This window comes from Providencia sp. LY12, from assembly GCF_057621555.1.
The window spans coordinates 1180254-1199552 of record NZ_CM172594.1 but is presented as its reverse complement, the minus strand read 5'-3'; the positions used below and the strand labels follow the sequence as shown (position 1 = coordinate 1199552).

General features: G+C 44.9%; 10 protein-coding genes, 3 tRNA genes, 3 rRNA genes and 1 other annotated feature (1 of these 17 cut by a window edge). Of the genes, 6 read left to right on the top strand and 10 right to left on the bottom strand.

Features of this window, described 5'->3' with window-relative positions:
• Position 1: 1 nt before the first annotated feature.
• Entirely contained in the window at positions 2–1135 is a 1134-nt protein-coding gene (locus tag ACY3ZI_RS05415) for a tRNA/rRNA methyltransferase (RefSeq protein ID WP_211887930.1), read from the bottom strand.
• 173 nt (positions 1136–1308) lie between these two features.
• On the opposite strand from ACY3ZI_RS05415, the gene ACY3ZI_RS05410 reads away from it, so the two are divergent.
• The 4 genes from ACY3ZI_RS05410 to ACY3ZI_RS05395 all read left to right on the top strand — a co-directional run bounded on the left by ACY3ZI_RS05410 (position 1309) and on the right by ACY3ZI_RS05395 (position 6848).
• A complete protein-coding gene (locus ACY3ZI_RS05410) occupies positions 1309–2010 on the top strand; it encodes a tRNA-uridine aminocarboxypropyltransferase (protein WP_211887929.1) in 702 nt (233 codons plus the stop codon).
• A 244-nt stretch (positions 2011–2254) separates the two neighbouring features.
• Positions 2255–4900 (top strand): bifunctional acetate--CoA ligase family protein/GNAT family N-acetyltransferase, encoded by a 2646-nt coding sequence (locus ACY3ZI_RS05405; protein WP_249215362.1) that lies wholly within the window; start codon positions 2255–2257, stop codon positions 4898–4900.
• A gap of 159 nt (positions 4901–5059) precedes the next feature.
• Complete coding sequence (gene pssA, locus ACY3ZI_RS05400; protein WP_487376349.1) at positions 5060–6415, top strand: CDP-diacylglycerol--serine O-phosphatidyltransferase; 1356 nt, start codon at positions 5060–5062, stop codon at positions 6413–6415.
• A gap of 88 nt (positions 6416–6503) precedes the next feature.
• Positions 6504–6848 (top strand): YfiM family lipoprotein, encoded by a 345-nt coding sequence (locus ACY3ZI_RS05395; RefSeq protein ID WP_036947732.1) that lies wholly within the window; start codon positions 6504–6506, stop codon positions 6846–6848.
• 159 nt (positions 6849–7007) lie between these two features.
• Here ACY3ZI_RS05395 and ACY3ZI_RS05390 read toward each other — a convergent pair.
• The 9 genes from ACY3ZI_RS05390 to rluD form a co-directional block, all read right to left on the bottom strand.
• Positions 7008–7084 (bottom strand) — tRNA-Asp (locus tag ACY3ZI_RS05390).
• A gap of 56 nt (positions 7085–7140) precedes the next feature.
• Positions 7141–7256: ribosomal RNA gene (gene rrf, locus ACY3ZI_RS05385) — 5S ribosomal RNA — on the bottom strand.
• 135 nt (positions 7257–7391) lie between these two features.
• Positions 7392–10297 (bottom strand): 23S ribosomal RNA (locus tag ACY3ZI_RS05380).
• A 334-nt stretch (positions 10298–10631) separates the two neighbouring features.
• Positions 10632–10707, bottom strand: a tRNA-Ala gene (locus ACY3ZI_RS05375).
• A 133-nt stretch (positions 10708–10840) separates the two neighbouring features.
• Positions 10841–10917, bottom strand: a tRNA-Ile gene (locus ACY3ZI_RS05370).
• A 65-nt stretch (positions 10918–10982) separates the two neighbouring features.
• Positions 10983–12521 (bottom strand): 16S ribosomal RNA (locus tag ACY3ZI_RS05365).
• The 16S, 23S and 5S rRNA genes sit together here with 3 tRNA genes alongside, the layout of an rRNA operon.
• Before the next feature lie 544 nt (positions 12522–13065).
• On the bottom strand, positions 13066–15639 hold the full coding sequence (gene clpB, locus ACY3ZI_RS05360; RefSeq protein WP_036949859.1) for an ATP-dependent chaperone ClpB: 2574 nt from the start codon (positions 15637–15639) through the stop codon (positions 13066–13068).
• Positions 15640–15764: 125 nt separating this feature from the next.
• A complete protein-coding gene (yfiH, locus tag ACY3ZI_RS05355) occupies positions 15765–16499 on the bottom strand; it encodes a purine nucleoside phosphorylase YfiH (RefSeq protein WP_036949856.1) in 735 nt (244 codons plus the stop codon).
• Positions 16499–17476, bottom strand: a complete 978-nt coding sequence (rluD, locus tag ACY3ZI_RS05350) for a 23S rRNA pseudouridine(1911/1915/1917) synthase RluD (protein WP_036949853.1) — start codon at positions 17474–17476, stop codon at positions 16499–16501. Before rluD ends, yfiH begins: the two co-directional genes overlap by 1 nt.
• Before the next feature lie 137 nt (positions 17477–17613).
• Here rluD and bamD point away from each other — a divergent pair, with 137 nt between their 5' ends.
• A complete protein-coding gene (gene bamD, locus ACY3ZI_RS05345) occupies positions 17614–18342 on the top strand; it encodes an outer membrane protein assembly factor BamD (protein WP_036949850.1) in 729 nt (242 codons plus the stop codon).
• A 382-nt stretch (positions 18343–18724) separates the two neighbouring features.
• The gene (raiA, locus tag ACY3ZI_RS05340; RefSeq protein ID WP_036949847.1) at positions 18725–19054 is read left to right on the top strand and encodes a ribosome-associated translation inhibitor RaiA; all 330 of its coding nucleotides are present in this window, start codon (positions 18725–18727) and stop codon (positions 19052–19054) included.
• A 168-nt stretch (positions 19055–19222) separates the two neighbouring features.
• Positions 19223–19299: a sequence feature (Phe leader region), on the top strand (it continues 43 nt past the right edge of the window).

Sequence of the window (19299 nt, the reverse complement as noted above, 5' to 3'; positions counted from 1 at the left end):
ATTACTTAACTTTATTTTGTGACCACCACTGAGAAAGCATAATCCCTGTTGCGACAGAGACGTTCAGGCTTTCAACTTTACCTGTTCCGCCAATGTACAGGCTCATATCACCCTGATCCCATGTGCTGTCACTTAAACCATCACTCTCTTGACCTAACACCAACACCATTTTCTTCGGTAATTGAACCTTAGCAATGTCCTGACTACCTTTATGGCTTGATGTCGTAACGATGGTATAGCCCGCTTCACGGAATTTATTCAGTGTTGGGGTGAAACCATCCGCATCAATGGCTTTAATATGCTCTGCGCCGCCTTCAGCGGTACGAATTGCCGCACCTGATTCCAGCATTCCTGCATCTTGTAAAATCACACCTTTCACACCAAAGTGAGCGCAGCTACGCATGATCCCACCAAGGTTATGCGGGTTACCAACATCTTCCAGCGCTAAAACACAATCGGTATCGACCGCATTTTCTAAGTAGGTTTCTGCTGCCATACCACCGCGTTTTTTGATGATAAAGCACACACCGCCGTGGTGCTCAGTACCAGACGCTTTTGTTAACTCTTCTTCATCAACAACATGGTACGCTTTACGGTTTGCCGCCATCCATTTTAATGCATCACGAAAACGTGGGGTGACTGACTGCAAGAACCACGCACGGACAATACCATCTGGACGGTTTTTAAACATCGCTTGGCAAGCATTTTCGCCGTAAATACGCGTCTCTTCTTGGCGCTGTTTACGTAACTGCTCAGGATCAATTTGGCTTTTTCCTGAAATACCACCGTGGTCGTTTTCTAATTCATCACTACCCGGTTTTGAAACTGTACGCCATGGTGACTGCTCTCCACGAGGAGCGCTATCGCGATTACTTGAGCGTCTGTCATTGTCAGAACGGCGTTCTGAGCGACCACCTTCTGGACGACCAGAGCGACCTGAACGTTCGTTACGATCATTACGGTCGTTGCGATCATTACGTCCACCTGAACGTTTATCACCGCGTCTATCGTCGCGCTTATCATCACGACCGCCACGGCGTTTATCATTACCTTTATTATTGTCCTGCTCTTCGCTACGGACATACATCACTTTTACTTTGCCGTTTTTACCACTAAAATCATTCGTGTCGTTCATCGCTATCCCCTACTAAGCTATGGCGCGAAGATTACATGAAGTTGCAAAGCTACGCTACCGATCCGCGCTATTATCTCACCGAAAAGTTATTGAATATACTTCTATCGTAGACAAATCGTTTTGCGTACAATATGCCCCTTATTTTTGTCGCAACGAAAAGTGCCTTATCAACCATGAGTCAGAACGCTGTCTATCATCTGCGTCAACAACGCTTAGCCCTTTCTACAAAACCTTTTAAAGCAAGGGGTTGCCGGGTAAAACGCTGTCAATATTGCCTGCTACCCGCACCACAGTGTCTCTGCGAAGAAACGGTTTCTGCACAAGCAAAAAGCCAATTTTGTCTGATTATGTTTGATGGTGAAGTCTTTAAACCGAGCAATACCGGAAAACTCATTGCCGATGTGCTTCCTGATACTCAGGCATATCAATGGTCAAGAACAGATCCTGACAACCAGTTATTAGCTGCACTGCAAGATAAGAGTAGACAGCCTTATCTGATTTTCCCAGAAAGCTACGCGCAAACAGATCGTGTCGTCGTCAATGCACCAACGCTTTCTGACAAACCTGCATTGTTTATTCTGTTAGATGGCACTTGGCCAGAAGCGCGTAAGATGTTCCGCAAAAGCCCTTATTTGGATCAAATTCCAATGTTGTCTATCAATACGAAAGCGAGAACCGACTACCTGCTGCGTACCCCATCGCGGGAAGAGCAACACTGCACCGCGGAGGTGGCTGCTACCGTGCTAGAGCAAGCTGGTGATATTGATGCATCCCAAGCGTTATTTACGCATTTCAATCTGTTTCGCCGTAAATACTTAGAGGGAAAACCGCATCATCCAACCGCTCAAATGCTCTTGTCTCAGCCCCAAGAATAACTCCTTATAGGCATTTTTTACGCTATTTATATGCCTCGCTTTCCAGCAATTTCTATTTTGAAAATCACCTTCACAGCAAAACGTGAGGGTGCTTGTAATATTCAATAAAATTCCCCCGATAAACTGGCGCTTCCCACAATATACGGCACAATATACGACATAGTGTTGCTGTATCGTATAGCGTTGCTTACGAACTCAAAATCAATTGAGCGGGTTTTCGCTCACCACAAAAAGGTTTACCGCCATGGGGTTAGTGAGTCAGCTAGAGTCATTGTTTAGACCAAAATCTATTGTTGTCGTGGGCGCATCAGAAGATCCTAGCCGAGCAGGATCCGTGATGATGAAAAACTTACTCAGCAGCGGTTTCAAAGGCCCTATTCTGCCCGTTAATCCGAACAGAAGCTCCATTCTTGGCGTCCTTGCTTATCCCTCAATTGATAAACTCCCACTCAAGCCTGATCTTGCGGTAATCTGCACTCACTATTCTCGCAATGTTGAATGTCTCCGGCAGCTTGGGGAAGCAGGCTGTAATGTCGTCATTATCTTATCATCCCCTTCTATTCAATTTAATGAACTGAAAAAGGTGGCACAGCAATACCAAATTCGTTTATTGGGTCCGAATAGCTTAGGCTTCTTTGCACCATGGCAAGGGCTAAACGCCAGCTTTTCCCCAATCCCTATTTTGAAAGGTAAACTGGCATTTATTTCACAATCTGCCGCAGTCTCAAATACAGTCTTAGATTGGGCGCGCCATCGCGATATCGGCTTTTCCTATTTTATTGCCCTTGGCGATAGCATTGATATCGATATTGATGACCTACTGGACTATCTTGCACGAGACAGCAAAACCAGTGCTATCTTGCTTTATTTAGAAAATATTAGTGATGCTAGACGCTTTTTATCATCTTCTCGTAGTGCATCCCGTAACAAACCGATCCTCGTTATCAAAAGCGGGCGAACACGCAAAGCGCAAGAGCTTCTCGGTGAAAAACCAAGTTTAGATGCCGCTTATGATGCTGCGATTCAACGGGCAGGTTTGCTGCGCGTCCAAGATACCCACGAAATGTTTTCTGCGGTAGAAACACTAAGTTATATGACTCCGCTACGAGGAGAACGTTTATCGATTATGAGCAACGGCTCAGCACCTGCCGCAATGGCACTCGATGAACTACTGCTACGTAATGGGAAGCTTGCAAAACTCAGTGTAGAAACTGAAAACGAACTGAGCTCTCTATTGCCACTAGATTTATCTACCCAAAACCCGATTGACCTCGGCGATGATTCTACTGTTGATAGGTATCTCAACGTATTAAACAAAATGCTCGATAGTCACGATCATGATGCGTTGCTTTTGATCCATACCCCAAGTGCCATTACACAAAGTAAGTCCATGGCAGAAAAAGTGATCAAAACTATTAAGCAGCATCCTCGGGGCAAATGGTTAACCATCCTCACAAACTGGTGCGGGGAATATTCTTCTCAAGAAGCAAGAAGGCTTTTCAGCGAAGCTGGGATCCCAACTTACAGAACACCCGAAGGTGCAATCACCGCCTATATGCATATGGTGGAATATCGCCGTAACCAAAAACAATTAAAAGAAACCCCTGCGCTGCCTGTCGGAATAACCGCAAATACTCAGCAAGCACATACCTGTATCATGCAAGCCATTGAAAATAACAAGCTGCATTTAGATACCCATGAGGTTCAGCCAATCTTAAAAGCTTATGGCTTAAACAGTTTACCAACATGGATTGCTCATTCCAGCGAACAGGCCGTTGAAATTGCAGAAAAGATTGGCTATCCCGTTGCACTAAAATTACGTTCTCCTGACATTGTGCACAAATCAGAAGTTCAGGGCGTTATGCTCTATTTAAGGAATGCCAAAGAAGTCGCTGAAGCCGCTAATGCCATTATTGAACGAGTCTCGACTAATTATCCACAAGCTCGAATTGAAGGCTTATTAGTACAAAGCATGGCGAATCGCGCAGGCGCTCAGGAGCTACGAATTGCTGTTGAGCTTGACCCTGTTTTTGGTTTATTGATCATGCTTGGTGAAGGAGGCATAGAGTGGCAACAAGAGAGCCAGGCAGCCGTAGCCCTTCCGCCACTAAACTTAGCGCTAGCACGTTACTTGGTCATTAATGCGATCAAAGGACATAAAATTAAAGCCCGTAGTGCTTTAGAGCCATTAGATATTCCGGGGCTAGCTAGCTTATTAGTTCGTGTATCTAACCTAATCATTGATTGTCCTAACATTACCCGGTTGGACATACACCCACTGCTCGCCGCTGGTGATGAATTCACATTACTTGATGTTTCAATGACATTGAACCCAGCAAGTGACAATCCAAATACTCGGCTTGCCATCCGTCCTTATCCTAATGAACTTGAAGAGACCATTAACCTAAAAGATGATTTAACTTGCTTGTTAAGACCGATTCTTCCTGAAGATGAACCACTCTTAAAATCCTTTATTGAGCAAGTCACTAAAGAAGATCTTTATTACCGTTATTTCAGTGAAATCAGTGAATTCACTCATGATGATCTCGCGAATATGACGCAAATCGATTACGACCGAGAAATGGCGTTTGTCGCTGTTAAAAATAGTGATACACAACCCGAAATTATCGGTGTAACTCGTGCAATGGCAGATCCTGATAACCAAGAAGCTGAGTTTGCCGTTTTAGTTCGTTCAGATATGAAAGGTCAAACACTCGGCTATCAATTAATGCAAAAATTGCTCAACTACACCCGCGGACATGGCATTAAGAAACTGACAGCGATCACCATGCCAGAAAACCGTAATATGATCAGTTTAGCAAAAAAATTAGGATTCCAAATTGATGTTCAATTTGAGGATGGTGTCGTAAATCTCACCCTACATCTATAATTATCGTTAGGAATAAACCGTAATCTGTATAGTAAGTAAACCAATGGTCAATTTATTCCTAATGAATGGTGTAAATATGATATCATCGACAGATCATTCGCTTAAATATTTGTATAAAGCGATTTGCTATTAGACTAACAAGAGAAAATTCACACTGTGATGTTGTCAAAACTAAAACAAGCAAAACATCAACAACACTTGGCAAACATGCCTAAATTGTCTCAGTCGGTTGATGATGTTAAAACGCTCTATAAGACGGAAGATTTTCGTGGTGCTCTGCTTGAACAGATCTCGCAAGCTAAAAATACAGTCTACATTACGGCTCTGTATTTAGAAAAAGATGATGCGGGTAAAGACATCCTTCATGCTCTGTATGCCGCTAAACAAGCAAATCCTAATCTAGATATTAAAATTCTAGTTGATTGGCACCGAGCTCAACGCGGTCGAATTGGCGCAGCGGCTAATCTAACTAATGCCGATTGGTATTATGAAGTTTCTCAGCAATACCCTGATGTTGAGATCCCTGTTTTCGGGATCCCCGTAAACACGCGTGAAGCATTAGGGGTACTGCACTTAAAAGGTTTCTTATTTGATGATACGCTTCTGTATAGCGGGGCAAGCATCAATGATGTCTATCTGCATCGTCATGAAAAATACCGCTATGATAGATATCATCTCATCAAAAATAGCCAGCTCACGACAACGATGAAAAAATTCATTGATGATTCTCTTTTATCATCGGATGCTATTCATCTACTCAATACGCCTAATAGACCCAAAACAGCGGAGTTTAAAGCATTAATCAAGCAATTTCGTTTGTCATTAAGAGGCGTTAATTACCAATTTTCAGGTAATGCTTCCAATGATGAACTCGCCGTTACTCCGTTTGTTGGCCTAGGAAAAAAGAACGAGTTAAATCGTACTATCACCCATTTAATGAGCTCAACAGCTGAAAAGCTAACTATCTGTACGCCATATTTTAATTTACCTGCTGTTTTGGTTAGAATTATCAGCAAGTTACTGCGTGATGGAAAGAAAGTTGAAATCATTATTGGTGATAAAACCGCTAACGACTTCTATATTCCACCTGAAGAGCCTTTTAAAATCATCGGTGCTTTGCCTTATCTCTATGAAATAAACTTACGTAAGTTTGTTAGCCGTTTGCAGCGTTTTATTGATAGTGAACAACTGACAGTTCGTTTATGGAAAGATGGTGACAACACCTATCACCTGAAAGGAATGTGGGTTGATAATCAATGGCAGCTGATTACAGGTAATAACCTGAATCCACGGGCTTGGGGATTAGATTTGGAAAATGCGGTATTAATCCACGATCCAAAACAACAGCTCCAAGAACAACGCCAACACGAGCTTGATTGCATCCGAGTCCATACTAAAGTTGTTCATCATTATCGCGAGCTGGATAGCATTCAAACCTACCCTGTTAAAGTGAAAAAACTGATCCGTCGATTACGACGTATCCGAGTTGATCGACTCATTAGTCGAATACTTTAATAATTGACTCTCTAAAGCGCCGCTCATGTGGCGCTTTTTATTATCTAGCGAACTCTAACTTATCAGTTGCTGTAGAGGGCCAAGATATATGCCAAATCTCTCTTATAAAACATTAGCTTTAAGTTGCTCCTTAATAGTCATGACTGGCTGTTCAGGCTTCCATTGGTCAAATGATAATTGGCAGGGAAAAGATAAGGCGCAGCACTTTGCCTTTTCTGCTGCAATGGCTGCTGCTGGTAATGCGTATGCGGATAGGCAGAACATGCAACATCGGCAAGCGGCACAATTCGGTATGTTGTTTTCGATTTCGCTAGGTGCAGCGAAAGAACTTTATGATAGCCGACCAGCAGGTACTGGCTGGAGTTGGCATGATTTTGCTTATGATGTAGCGGGTTCAGTGGCAGGTTATACTCTATATCAAAACTTTAAGTAATATTTGCTCGCTCATAATAAACAAAAAAATCTAGAAGAGATCACTATAGCAGAGTGAGCTGTGTGACGACAGGGAGAAAATATAGTTAGAAATTGCTGTATTACATGTATTGTAGAAAAACAAAAACCCCGTGATTTTCATCACGGGGCTTGCTATAAGTGGCGGAACGGACGGGACTCGAACCCGCGACCCCCTGCGTGACAGGCAGGTATTCTAACCAACTGAACTACCGCTCCACTTATTCTTTTTGCCTTTCAGCAACTTATTGCTTCGCAATAAACTTTAATTTAATGTCTGGCAGTTCCCTACTCTCACATGGGGAGACCCCACACTACCATCGGCGCTACGGCGTTTCACTGCTGAGTTCGGCATGGGGTCAGGTGGGACCACCGCGCTATTGCCGCCAGACAAATTCTGTTTATCCCCGTTACCTTTTGGTAACCAGAATATCAATCTTGAACAAGCTGTGTGTCTACCTTCCGGCTTCTCACTTTCTTTGAAAATCAACTCAATCTCTCATCTCGAAAACACCTTCGGTGTTGTCAGGTTAAGCCTCACGGTTCATTAGTATTGGTTAGCTCAACGTATCGCTACGCTTACACACCCAACCTATCAACGTCTTAGTCTTAAACGTTCCTTTAGGACCCTTAAAGAGTCAGGGAAGACTCATCTCAAGGCAAGTTTCCCGCTTAGATGCTTTCAGCGGTTATCTCTTCCGCACTTAGCTACCGGGCAATGCCATTGGCATGACAACCCGAACACCAGTGGTGCGTCCACTCCGGTCCTCTCGTACTAGGAGCAGCCCCTTTCAATCTTCCAACGCCCACGGCAGATAGGGACCGAACTGTCTCACGACGTTCTAAACCCAGCTCGCGTACCACTTTAAACGGCGAACAGCCGTACCCTTGGGACCTACTTCAGCCCCAGGATGTGATGAGCCGACATCGAGGTGCCAAACACCGCCGTCGATATGAACTCTTGGGCGGTATCAGCCTGTTATCCCCGGAGTACCTTTTATCCGTTGAGCGATGGCCCTTCCATACAGAACCACCGGATCACTAAGACCTACTTTCGTACCTGCTCGAGCCGTCACTCTCGCAGTCAAGCTGGCTTATGCCTTTGCACTAACCGCATGATGTCCGACCATGCTTAGCCAACCTTCGTGCTCCTCCGTTACTCTTTGGGAGGAGACCGCCCCAGTCAAACTACCCACCAGACACTGTCCGCACCCCGGATTACGGGGCTACGTTAGAACATCAAACATTAAAGGGTGGTATTTCAAGGTTGGCTCCACGCAGACTGGCGTCCACGCTTCAAAGCCTCCCACCTATCCTACACATCAAGGCTCAATGTTCAGTGTCAAGCTATAGTAAAGGTTCACGGGGTCTTTCCGTCTTGCCGCGGGTACACTGCATCTTCACAGCGAGTTCAATTTCACTGAGTCTCGGGTGGAGACAGCCTGGCCATCATTACGCCATTCGTGCAGGTCGGAACTTACCCGACAAGGAATTTCGCTACCTTAGGACCGTTATAGTTACGGCCGCCGTTTACTGGGGCTTCGATCAAGAGCTTCTCCTTACGGATAACCCCATCAATTAACCTTCCAGCACCGGGCAGGCGTCACACCGTATACGTCCACTTTCGTGTTTGCACAGTGCTGTGTTTTTAATAAACAGTTGCAGCCAGCTGGTATCTGCGACTGGCTTCAGCTCCATGGGTAAACCACTTCACCTAATGCCAGCGTGCCTTCTCCCGAAGTTACGGCACCATTTTGCCTAGTTCCTTCACCCGAGTTCTCTCAAGCGCCTGAGTATTCTCTACCTGACCACCTGTGTCGGTTTGGGGTACGATTAATGATAATCTAGAGCTTAGAGGCTTTTCCTGGAAGCGGGGTATAAGCTACTTCGCCACCGTAGTGACTCGTCATCAGACCTCAGCATATAGTGAACCGGATTTGCCTAATTCACCTGCCTACATCCTTAAACCGGGACAACCGTCGCCCGGCCAGCCTAACCTTCTCCGTCCCCCCATCGCAATTATCACCAGTACGGGAATATTAACCCGTTTCCCATCGACTACGCATTTCTGCCTCGCCTTAGGGGTCGACTCACCCTGCCCCGATTAACGTTGGACAGGAACCCTTGGTCTTCCGGCGTGCGGGTTTTTCACCCGCATTATCGTTACTTATGTCAGCATTCGCACTTCTGATACCTCCAGCATGCCTCACAGCACACCTTCACAGGCTTACAGAACGCTCCCCTACCCAACAATATTTACATATCGCTGCCGCAGCTTCGGTGCATAGTTTAGCCCCGTTACATCTTCCGCGCAGGCCGACTCGACCAGTGAGCTATTACGCTTTCTTTAAATGATGGCTGCTTCTAAGCCAACATCCTGGCTGTCTGAGCCTTCCCACTTCGTTTCCCACTTAACTATGACTTTGGGACCTTAGCTGGCGGTCTGGGTTGTTTCCCTCTTCACGACGAACGTTAGCACCCGCCGTGTGTCTCCCGTGATAACATTCTTCGGTATTCGTAGTTTGCATCGAGTTGGTAAGTCGGGATGACCCCCTAGTCGAAACAGTGCTCTACCCCCGAAGATGAGTTCACGAGGCGCTACCTAAATAGCTTTCGGGGAGAACCAGCTATCTCCCGGTTTGATTGGCCTTTCACCCCCAGCCACAAGTCATCCGCTAATTTTTCAACATTAGTCGGTTCGGTCCTCCAGTTAGTGTTACCCAACCTTCAACCTGCCCATGGCTAGATCACCGGGTTTCGGGTCTATACCCTGCAACTCATTCGCCCAGTTAAGACTCGGTTTCCCTACGGCTCCCCTATACGGTTAACCTTGCTACAGAATATAAGTCGCTGACCCATTATACAAAAGGTACGCAGTCACACCACAAGGGTGCTCCCACTGCTTGTACGTACACGGTTTCAGGTTCTATTTCACTCCCCTCGCCGGGGTTCTTTTCGCCTTTCCCTCACGGTACTGGTTCACTATCGGTCAATCAGGAGTATTTAGCCTTGGAGGATGGTCCCCCCATATTCAGACAGGATAACACGTGTCCCGCCCTACTCGTCGAGTTCACAACACTAACACCTTCGGATACGGGGCTATCACCCTTTACTGCCGGCCTTTCCAGACCGTTCTCCTGATGCTAATGCTGATTAAGACTCTGGGCTGCTCCCCGTTCGCTCGCCGCTACTAGGGGAATCTCGGTTGATTTCTTTTCCTCGAGGTACTGAGATGTTTCAGTTCCCTCGGTTCGCCTCGTTTGACTATGTATTCATCAAACGATAGTGCAACGAATTGCACTGGGTTTCCCCATTCGGAAATCGTCGGTTATAACGGTTCATATCACCTTACCGACGCTTATCGCAGATTAGCACGTCCTTCATCGCCTCTGATTGCCTAGGCATCCACCGTGTACGCTTAGTCGCTTAACCTCACAACCCGAAGGTGTCTTTTTATCAGACGACACGAAACGTCATGGCTGTGCGTGGTGAACTTCTTCGTTGGGCAGGGTTCGCAATGCTCACGTACTTATGTACGCTGCGCTTGCTGCACGCTGTCCACCTTGAATTTCACACTGCTCGCTCATGCCACTCGCTTGTGTGTTTGAAAAACACGTTCAAGTTGAGATTTTTGAGAGACTCTCACATTGTTTAAGCGATAAACAATGTGCGTTGTTTTCAATTTTCAGCTTGTTCCAGATTGTTAAAGAGCATAATTATTCGCAATAGACTATTTCTAATCTATTCTGAATAATCAGAAAGTTTATGGTGGAGCTAAGCGGGATCGAACCGCTGACCTCCTGCGTGCAAGGCAGGCGCTCTCCCAGCTGAGCTATAGCCCCATAAAGGTAATTCCAGTATCGATTCTCTCACTAAGAAAGAATTTTGAGTTAAATCGAATTTAGGCAAGGCATAACTTGGCGACGTTTACGTCTGGTAAACGAGCTGAGTTATAACGAAGCATCAATTCGATTTTGGTAGGCCTGAGTGGACTTGAACCACCGACCTCACCCTTATCAGGGGTGCGCTCTAACCACCTGAGCTACAAGCCTATTGATACCGTTACTCTATTTCATCAGACAATCTGTGTGAGCACTTCACAAGTACACTTCAATGGTAAGGAGGTGATCCAACCGCAGGTTCCCCTACGGTTACCTTGTTACGACTTCACCCCAGTCATGAATCACAAAGTGGTAAGCGCCCTCCCGAAGGTTAAGCTACCTACTTCTTTTGCAACCCACTCCCATGGTGTGACGGGCGGTGTGTACAAGGCCCGGGAACGTATTCACCGTAGCATTCTGATCTACGATTACTAGCGATTCCGACTTCATGGAGTCGAGTTGCAGACTCCAATCCGGACTACGACGTACTTTATGAGTTCCGCTTGCTCTCGCGAGGTCGCTTCTCTTTGTATACGCCATTGTAGCACGTGTGTAGCCCTACTCGTAAGGGCCATGATGACTTGACGTCATCCCCACCTTCCTCCGGTTTATCACCGGCAGTCTCCTTTGAGTTCCCGACCGAATCGCTGGCAACAAAGGATAAGGGTTGCGCTCGTTGCGGGACTTAACCCAACATTTCACAACACGAGCTGACGACAGCCATGCAGCACCTGTCTCAGAGTTCCCGAAGGCACCAAAGCATCTCTGCTAAGTTCTCTGGATGTCAAGAGTAGGTAAGGTTCTTCGCGTTGCATCGAATTAAACCACATGCTCCACCGCTTGTGCGGGCCCCCGTCAATTCATTTGAGTTTTAACCTTGCGGCCGTACTCCCCAGGCGGTCGATTTAACGCGTTAGCTCCGGAAGCCACTCCTCAAGGGAACAACCTCCAAATCGACATCGTTTACAGCGTGGACTACCAGGGTATCTAATCCTGTTTGCTCCCCACGCTTTCGCACCTGAGCGTCAGTCTTTGTCCAGGGGGCCGCCTTCGCCACCGGTATTCCTCCACATCTCTACGCATTTCACCGCTACACATGGAATTCTACCCCCTCTACAAGACTCTAGCTGACCAGTCTTAGATGCCATTCCCAGGTTAAGCCCGGGGATTTCACATCTAACTTAATCAACCGCCTGCGTGCGCTTTACGCCCAGTAATTCCGATTAACGCTTGCACCCTCCGTATTACCGCGGCTGCTGGCACGGAGTTAGCCGGTGCTTCTTCTGTTGGTAACGTCAATCGTTGATGATATTAGCATCAACGCCTTCCTCCCAACTGAAAGTACTTTACAACCCTAAGGCCTTCTTCATACACGCGGCATGGCTGCATCAGGCTTGCGCCCATTGTGCAATATTCCCCACTGCTGCCTCCCGTAGGAGTCTGGGCCGTGTCTCAGTCCCAGTGTGGCTGATCATCCTCTCAGACCAGCTAGGGATCGTCGCCTTGGTGAGCCATTACCTCACCAACTAGCTAATCCCATATGGGTTCATCCGATAGCGCAAGGACCGAAGTTCCCCTGCTTTGCTCCTAAGAGATTATGCGGTATTAGCTACCGTTTCCAGTAGTTATCCCCCTCTATCGGGCAGATCCCCATACATTACTCACCCGTCCGCCGCTCGTCAGCGAGAAGCAAGCTCCCCCTGTTACCGCTCGACTTGCATGTGTTAGGCCTGCCGCCAGCGTTCAATCTGAGCCATGATCAAACTCTTCAATTAAAAAGCTTGATGCTCAAAGAATGTTACTGTCGTTTGATTTCCGAAGAAACCAAATTACCTATTAGTTCATATATATGAATTAACGTGTTAGTCACTCTTCAAGACTTAAAATCAAATATTTTTTTGATAGTGTCCTGTGAGTGCCCACACAGATTGTCTGATAAATTGTTAAAGAGCGGTGCGACATTTCTTGATAAATTCGACTCAGTTTTTATCAACTTAGGTCGTTGTCGCGAGGTGGCGTATATTACGCTTTCCTCAGTGAGAGTCAAGTATTTTTTTACTTAATCTTTTCAGATTCTCTCGCTGCCGGTTCAGTGTCCATCGCGCTTTGCGTTGGCTTGTTCCCGGTCAGTGGATGCGCATTATAGGGAGTCAGAAAAATCTGGCAAGTGTTTTTTGCAAAATAATTTCCAACTGATTATCCTTTATACTTCACGTGTATTTTTTCAACAAAAAATGCCATTTTGGGCGATATTTATATGAAAAAGGCGACCTTAGGGTCGCCTTTTAACTTACATTTTGATAATAACCGAGCGCTTACTTACTGCTTTGCTACGATTTCATCGTTTTCAACATCCAGAGTAATTGGTTTACCCGGGATTAATCTGCCTGACAGAATTTCTTGTGCCAGTGGGTTTTCAATCTCTTGCTGAATTGCACGTTTCAACGGACGAGCACCAAAGATTGGATCGAAACCAGCTTCACCAATTTTCTCTAATGCAGCCGCCGTTGCAGTGACTTCATAACCATGTTCTTCCAAACGTTTATATAAACGAGCTAACTGAATATTCGCAATATTCGTAATTTGCTCTTTACCTAATGGATGGAATACCACGACTTCATCAATACGGTTAATAAATTCAGGTCTGAAGTTATGAGCGACGACTTCCATCACCATATCTTTCATTTCTGAATAACCGATCATACCAAAACGTTCTTGGATAAGATCGGAACCTAAGTTTGACGTCATGATGATTACGGTGTTACGGAAATCTACCGTTCTACCTTGCCCATCAGTTAAACGACCGTCATCTAATACTTGCAGCAAGATGTTAAATACATCTGGGTGCGCTTTTTCAACTTCGTCCAGCAAAATAACTGAATATGGACGGCGTCTTACCGCTTCAGTTAAATAACCGCCTTCTTCATAACCCACATATCCTGGAGGTGCACCGACTAAACGAGATACAGAGTGTTTCTCCATAAACTCGGACATATCGATACGAACCATGGCGTCGTCACTATCAAACATAAAGTTTGCTAGTGCCTTACATAATTCAGTTTTACCTACCCCTGTAGGGCCTAAGAACATAAACGAACCAATTGGGCGGTTAGGATCCGATAAACCTGCACGACTACGACGGATAGCATTCGACACAGCCACAACCGCTTCATCTTGCCCAATCACACGTTGATGTAATTGTTGCTCCATCCGTAACAGTTTTTCTCTTTCGCTTTCAAGCATTCTTGATACTGGAATACCTGTCCAACGAGCCAGAATTTCTGCGATTTCGACGTCAGTAACTTTATTACGTAAAAGCTTCATGCTTTTACCTTCTGCTTTCGTCGCCACTTCTAACTGTTTTTCTAATTCAGGAATACGCCCATACTGTAACTCAGACATTTTCGCCAAATCACCATTACGACGCGCTTTTTCCATCTCAATACGCGTATTTTCTAATTCAGCTTTGATATGTTGAGTGCCAGTTAATGATGCTTTCTCTGCTTTCCACTCTTCTTCTAATGCAGAATATTCACGCTCTTTTTCCGCCAGCTCTTCTTCTAACATTTCCAGACGTTTTTTACTGGCATCATCAGACTCTTTTTTCAGTGCCTGCTGTTCCAGTTTTAATTGGATAATACGTCTTTCCAATCTATCTAAAGATTCTGGTTTTGAATCCATCTGCATACGTAAGCTAGCGCCCGCTTCATCGATTAAGTCGATAGCTTTGTCTGGCAGCATACGGTCAGTAATGTAACGGTGCGATAACGTCGCTGCCGCCACAATAGCTGGGTCAGTAATTTGCACATGATGGTGCAATTCATAACGTTCTTTCAAACCACGCAAGATAGCAATGGTGTCTTCCACGGATGGTTCTGCAACATATACTTTTTGGAAACGACGCTCTAACGCAGGGTCTTTCTCTATATATTGACGGTATTCATCAAGGGTTGTTGCCCCCACGCAATGCAGTTCACCACGTGCCAGTGCAGGTTTTAACATGTTACCAGCATCCATTGCACCATCAGCTTTACCCGCACCCACCATAGTATGTAATTCATCGATAAACAGAATGACGTTACCTTCTTGTTTAGCGAGGTCATTCAGAACACCTTTCAAACGTTCTTCAAATTCACCACGATATTTCGCCCCTGCAATCAGAGCCCCCATATCCAGTGATAAAACACGTTTGTTTTTCAATCCCTCAGGGACTTCACCATTAACAATACGCTGTGCAAGCCCTTCAACAATCGCCGTTTTACCTACACCAGGCTCACCAATTAATACTGGGTTATTTTTAGTGCGACGTTGTAATACTTGGATGGTACGACGAATTTCTTCATCACGGCCAATCACAGGGTCTAATTTCCCTTGTTCTGCACGTTCGGTTAAATCAACGGTAAATTTTTTCAAAGCTTGGCGCTGGTCTTCAGCGCTTTGGTCATTCACTTTTTCGCCACCACGCATCTGTTCTATTGCCTTTTTCAAATTGTCTTTATTAACACCCGCCGCTTTCAACATATCAGCGAGGGTTGTATTGGCTTCTAAAGCAGCGAGCAGAAATAATTCTGAGGAGATAAAGTCATCCCCATTTTTCTGAGCAAGCTGGTCACATAAGTTCAAATGACGCATTAAGTCACTTGATGGTTGTACATCCCCAGCAACACCTTGCACTTGAGGGAGTCGAGCCAATGCATCTTCAATTTTGTTTTCGAACGTAACTGCGTTCACGCCGAGCGTCGTCAATAATGGACGCACGGTACCACTTTCTTGATTAAACAAAGCACTGAGTAAATGAATTGGTTCAATAAATTGATTTTCGCGCCCAAGGGCTAATGACTGGGCGTCAGCGAGAGCTTGCTGGAATTTATTAGTTAAACGATCCAGACGCATAACACCTCCAATAGAATATGATTAAAATTGCTACTGAAGATAAGATGCGGTCTGTTTTTAAATATTCAAGTTTTAGGCGGGATTATTTTTTCAATATTTGTTAATTTGGAATATTATTCCATGAACTAGTTATTTATCCATATAAGGGATGCCATTCTCCCCGTTCTCCCCTCTCGTCGGTAGGAAAAAAATCTGTTTTCATCACTGACCGTACAAAACTCACCACCATAAATGGCTGAAATGCCCGCGGCTTGTAGCTTTTTACGCGCCAGTAAATAGATGTTTGCCAGAAATTTGTCATTGTGAGGTGTAAACGCATCTGCAAGATCGGCAGATTGACCAGTAAATGCTTGTTTAACTTCTACGCCAACTTCAAATTTTTCAGGGCCAATAGCCGGCCCCATCCACGCCATAATGTCGCTCGGTTGTGCATTAAATGCCGCTAGCGTATTTTCCAATACGCCATTGCAGAGGCCTCGCCATCCGGCATGAGCCGCTGCCACTTCTTTACCATCGCGGCTGCAAAACAATACTGGCAAGCAATCTGCCGTCATGATGGCACACACTTGACCAACTTGGTTGGTATACACCGCATCCGCTTGACGATTTTCAATCTCGCTTCCCATTAAATGCAGAACATGAGTACCATGTACTTGCTCAAGCCACACGGGTTGCTGTGGTAATTGAGCAAGCTTTTCAAGACGATGGCGATTTTCACTGACTGCCTCAGGCAAATCCTCAACATGGTCACCTAAATTTAGGCTATCAAAAGGCGGAAGGCTCACTCCACCTGCACGAGTTGTACTGCATGTTGAAATATTTTTAGGTTGCGGCCAATCAGGGAAAATCAACGTATTCATTACCAGTCCATATCGTCTTTATGAAGTTCAGTGTCAGCTTTCAGTGCTTCAATCAATTTCACCATATCATCAGGTAATGGCGCATGCCATTCCATTTGGATTCCTGTGATTGGGTGATAAAGACGCAGCATTGTTGCGTGTAGCGCTTGTCTATCAAAATTACGCATCACTTCGAGGAACTCTTCTGTTGCTCCTTTCAGTGGACGTGGTCGACCGCCGTATAATGGATCACCGATTAATGGATGGTTGATATGCGCCATATGAACACGGATTTGATGCGTTCTTCCGGTTTCTAAGCGTAGACGTAAGCGCGTATGAGCGCGAAAATGCTCCATGACTCGATAGTGAGTTACCGCAGGCTTGCCCATTGGATGAACAGCCATGTGCGTTCTTTTGGTTGGATGGCGAGAAATTGGCTCTTCGACCATACCGCCTGCTGTCATACGGCCAACAGCGACCGCTTCATATTCACGTGTAATTTCACGGCGTTGCAACGCTTCCACTAAGTGAGTTTGTGCAGGGACCGTTTTAGCGACGACCATCAACCCAGTTGTGTCTTTGTCTAAACGGTGAACAATGCCCGCTCTTGGTACATCCGCGATTTCAGGATAGCGATATAATAATGCGTTTAAAATGGTTCCGTCTGGATTACCCGCCCCCGGATGAACAACTAAATCACGCGGTTTATTAATAATTAGGATATCTTCATCTTCATAAACAACGTCAAGTGGAATATCTTGAGGTTCCCAACGGCTATCTTCTTCAATCAAGGCATCGATGGAAATTTGTTCACCACCTAAAACTTTTTCTTTTGCCTTATTGATAACTTTGCCGTTAACCTGCACTCTATCGTCTAAGATCCATTCTTTTATTCGAGAACGTGAATAATCAGGGAACAATTCAGCCAAAGCTTGATCTAAACGTTGACCAAGCTGTGATTCAGCGATAGTTGCACTTAATTGTACTTGTTGAGCCATAAATTAATCTACTTTTTGGTGTTTGTGTTTTGACGGCGCTGCCGTTTCATTTAAAATGTATGCTATTGTAACTCGAATTTTGCCGGGAGCCTTACGGATAGACTCCCTCGATACAGTCAGAGGATAACCAACACGTGATGATACGTATGAAATATCTGGTGGCAGCTGCCACGTTGAGCCTGGCTCTCGCCGGATGCTCCAGCAATAACGAAGTCAGCCCCGATAGTTCCCCAGCTGAGATTTATAGTACAGGTCAGCAAAAATTACAGGACGGTAACTATAACGCGGCAATTAAACAGTTTGAAGCGTTGGATAACCGCTACCCGTTTGGTCCGTATGCTCAGCAAGTACAGTTAGACCTGATTTACGCCTATTATAAATCAGCAGAGCTACCAATGGCGATAGCTTCAATTGACCGTTTCATGCGTTTAAACCCAACTCATCCCAATATTGACTACGTACTTTACATGCGTGGCTTAACGGCAATGGCGTTAGATGACAGCATGTTACAAGGTTTCTTTGGTATCGATCGCTCTGACAGAGACCCACAACACGCATTGGTTGCGTTCAAAGACTTGAGCCAGTTAGTTCGTTACTATCCGAACAGCCCATATTCCAACGATGCAAGTAAGCGTTTAGTTTACTTAAAAGATCGTTTGGCAAAATTTGATCTCTCTGTCGTTGAATATTACAACAAACGTGGGGCCTATGTCGCGGTTGTTAATCGTGTCCAACAAATGTTACGTGACTATCCAGATACAGAAGCAACGCGTCAAGCGCTCGGATATATGGAAATTGCGTATAAAGAGATGGGCTTAGACAAAGAAGCAAATAAAGTCGGCAGCATTATTGCAGCAAACCAATAAATTGCTTTTAACGCTATCGATTAAAATAAGAACGGCAGCTTCGGCTGCTGTTTTTTTTGATAATTTTAATCGTGATTTGAAATTCAGAGGGTTTGAAGATGAATAAGAATGAGGGATAGTTTTGAACTTTTTCTTTTAAAATTCATAGCCTAAAATTTTACCCAAAAAAAGTACCGGCTATTTACCGTGTCGATAGCCAACTCTCTCAGTCTCCCTCAATATAGTTATTTTGGCAATCCTTTTACCTGCCTTTTTTAGCCAAAATCACACTTCAAGTGGGTACCCCCTTCCCCATAATTTAAGTGTGATCTAGATCAATTTTTTATTCCTAGATATCGGTATTCTGAATTCATCAAAGACGGAAACAATGAGAGGTAACTATATGATAGTTAACATTACTAGCAAACAAATGGACATCACACCAGCAATTCGTGAACACATTGAAAGCCGTCTAGCAAAACTCGATAAATGGCAAGTTTCCTTAATTAGCCCCCATGTGGTGCTATCGAAAGAGCCTCAAGGTTTTATGGTTGATGCCAACATAAAAACCGCTACCGGACAGTTGGTAGCAAGTGCTAAGCATGAAGATATGTACGTTGCAATAAATGACCTTATCAACAAACTCGAAAGACAGTTAAACAAAGTGCAACATAAAGGAGAATCAAGAAGGGCAACTAATAGTGTAAAAGAAGCGAATCTAGAAACGTTGTAATCAGTTGCGTTTAAGTAGTTACGTTATATTTTTATATTATCAATCCACTTATCTTGAAACCTTCCAAACGCGCTCATCATGGGCGCGTTTTTACGTTGCGCGCTATTTTTTGTTGACTTCTCGTTCACTATCATGTCTATTTGAATAACTTCACTCGAAAGGATTTCCCATGAAACTAAATACTGTTTTCTTTTTCTTCTTTAGCCACTCACATTAAGGGGCTTTTGTCGTTCGAGAAAAAAAAG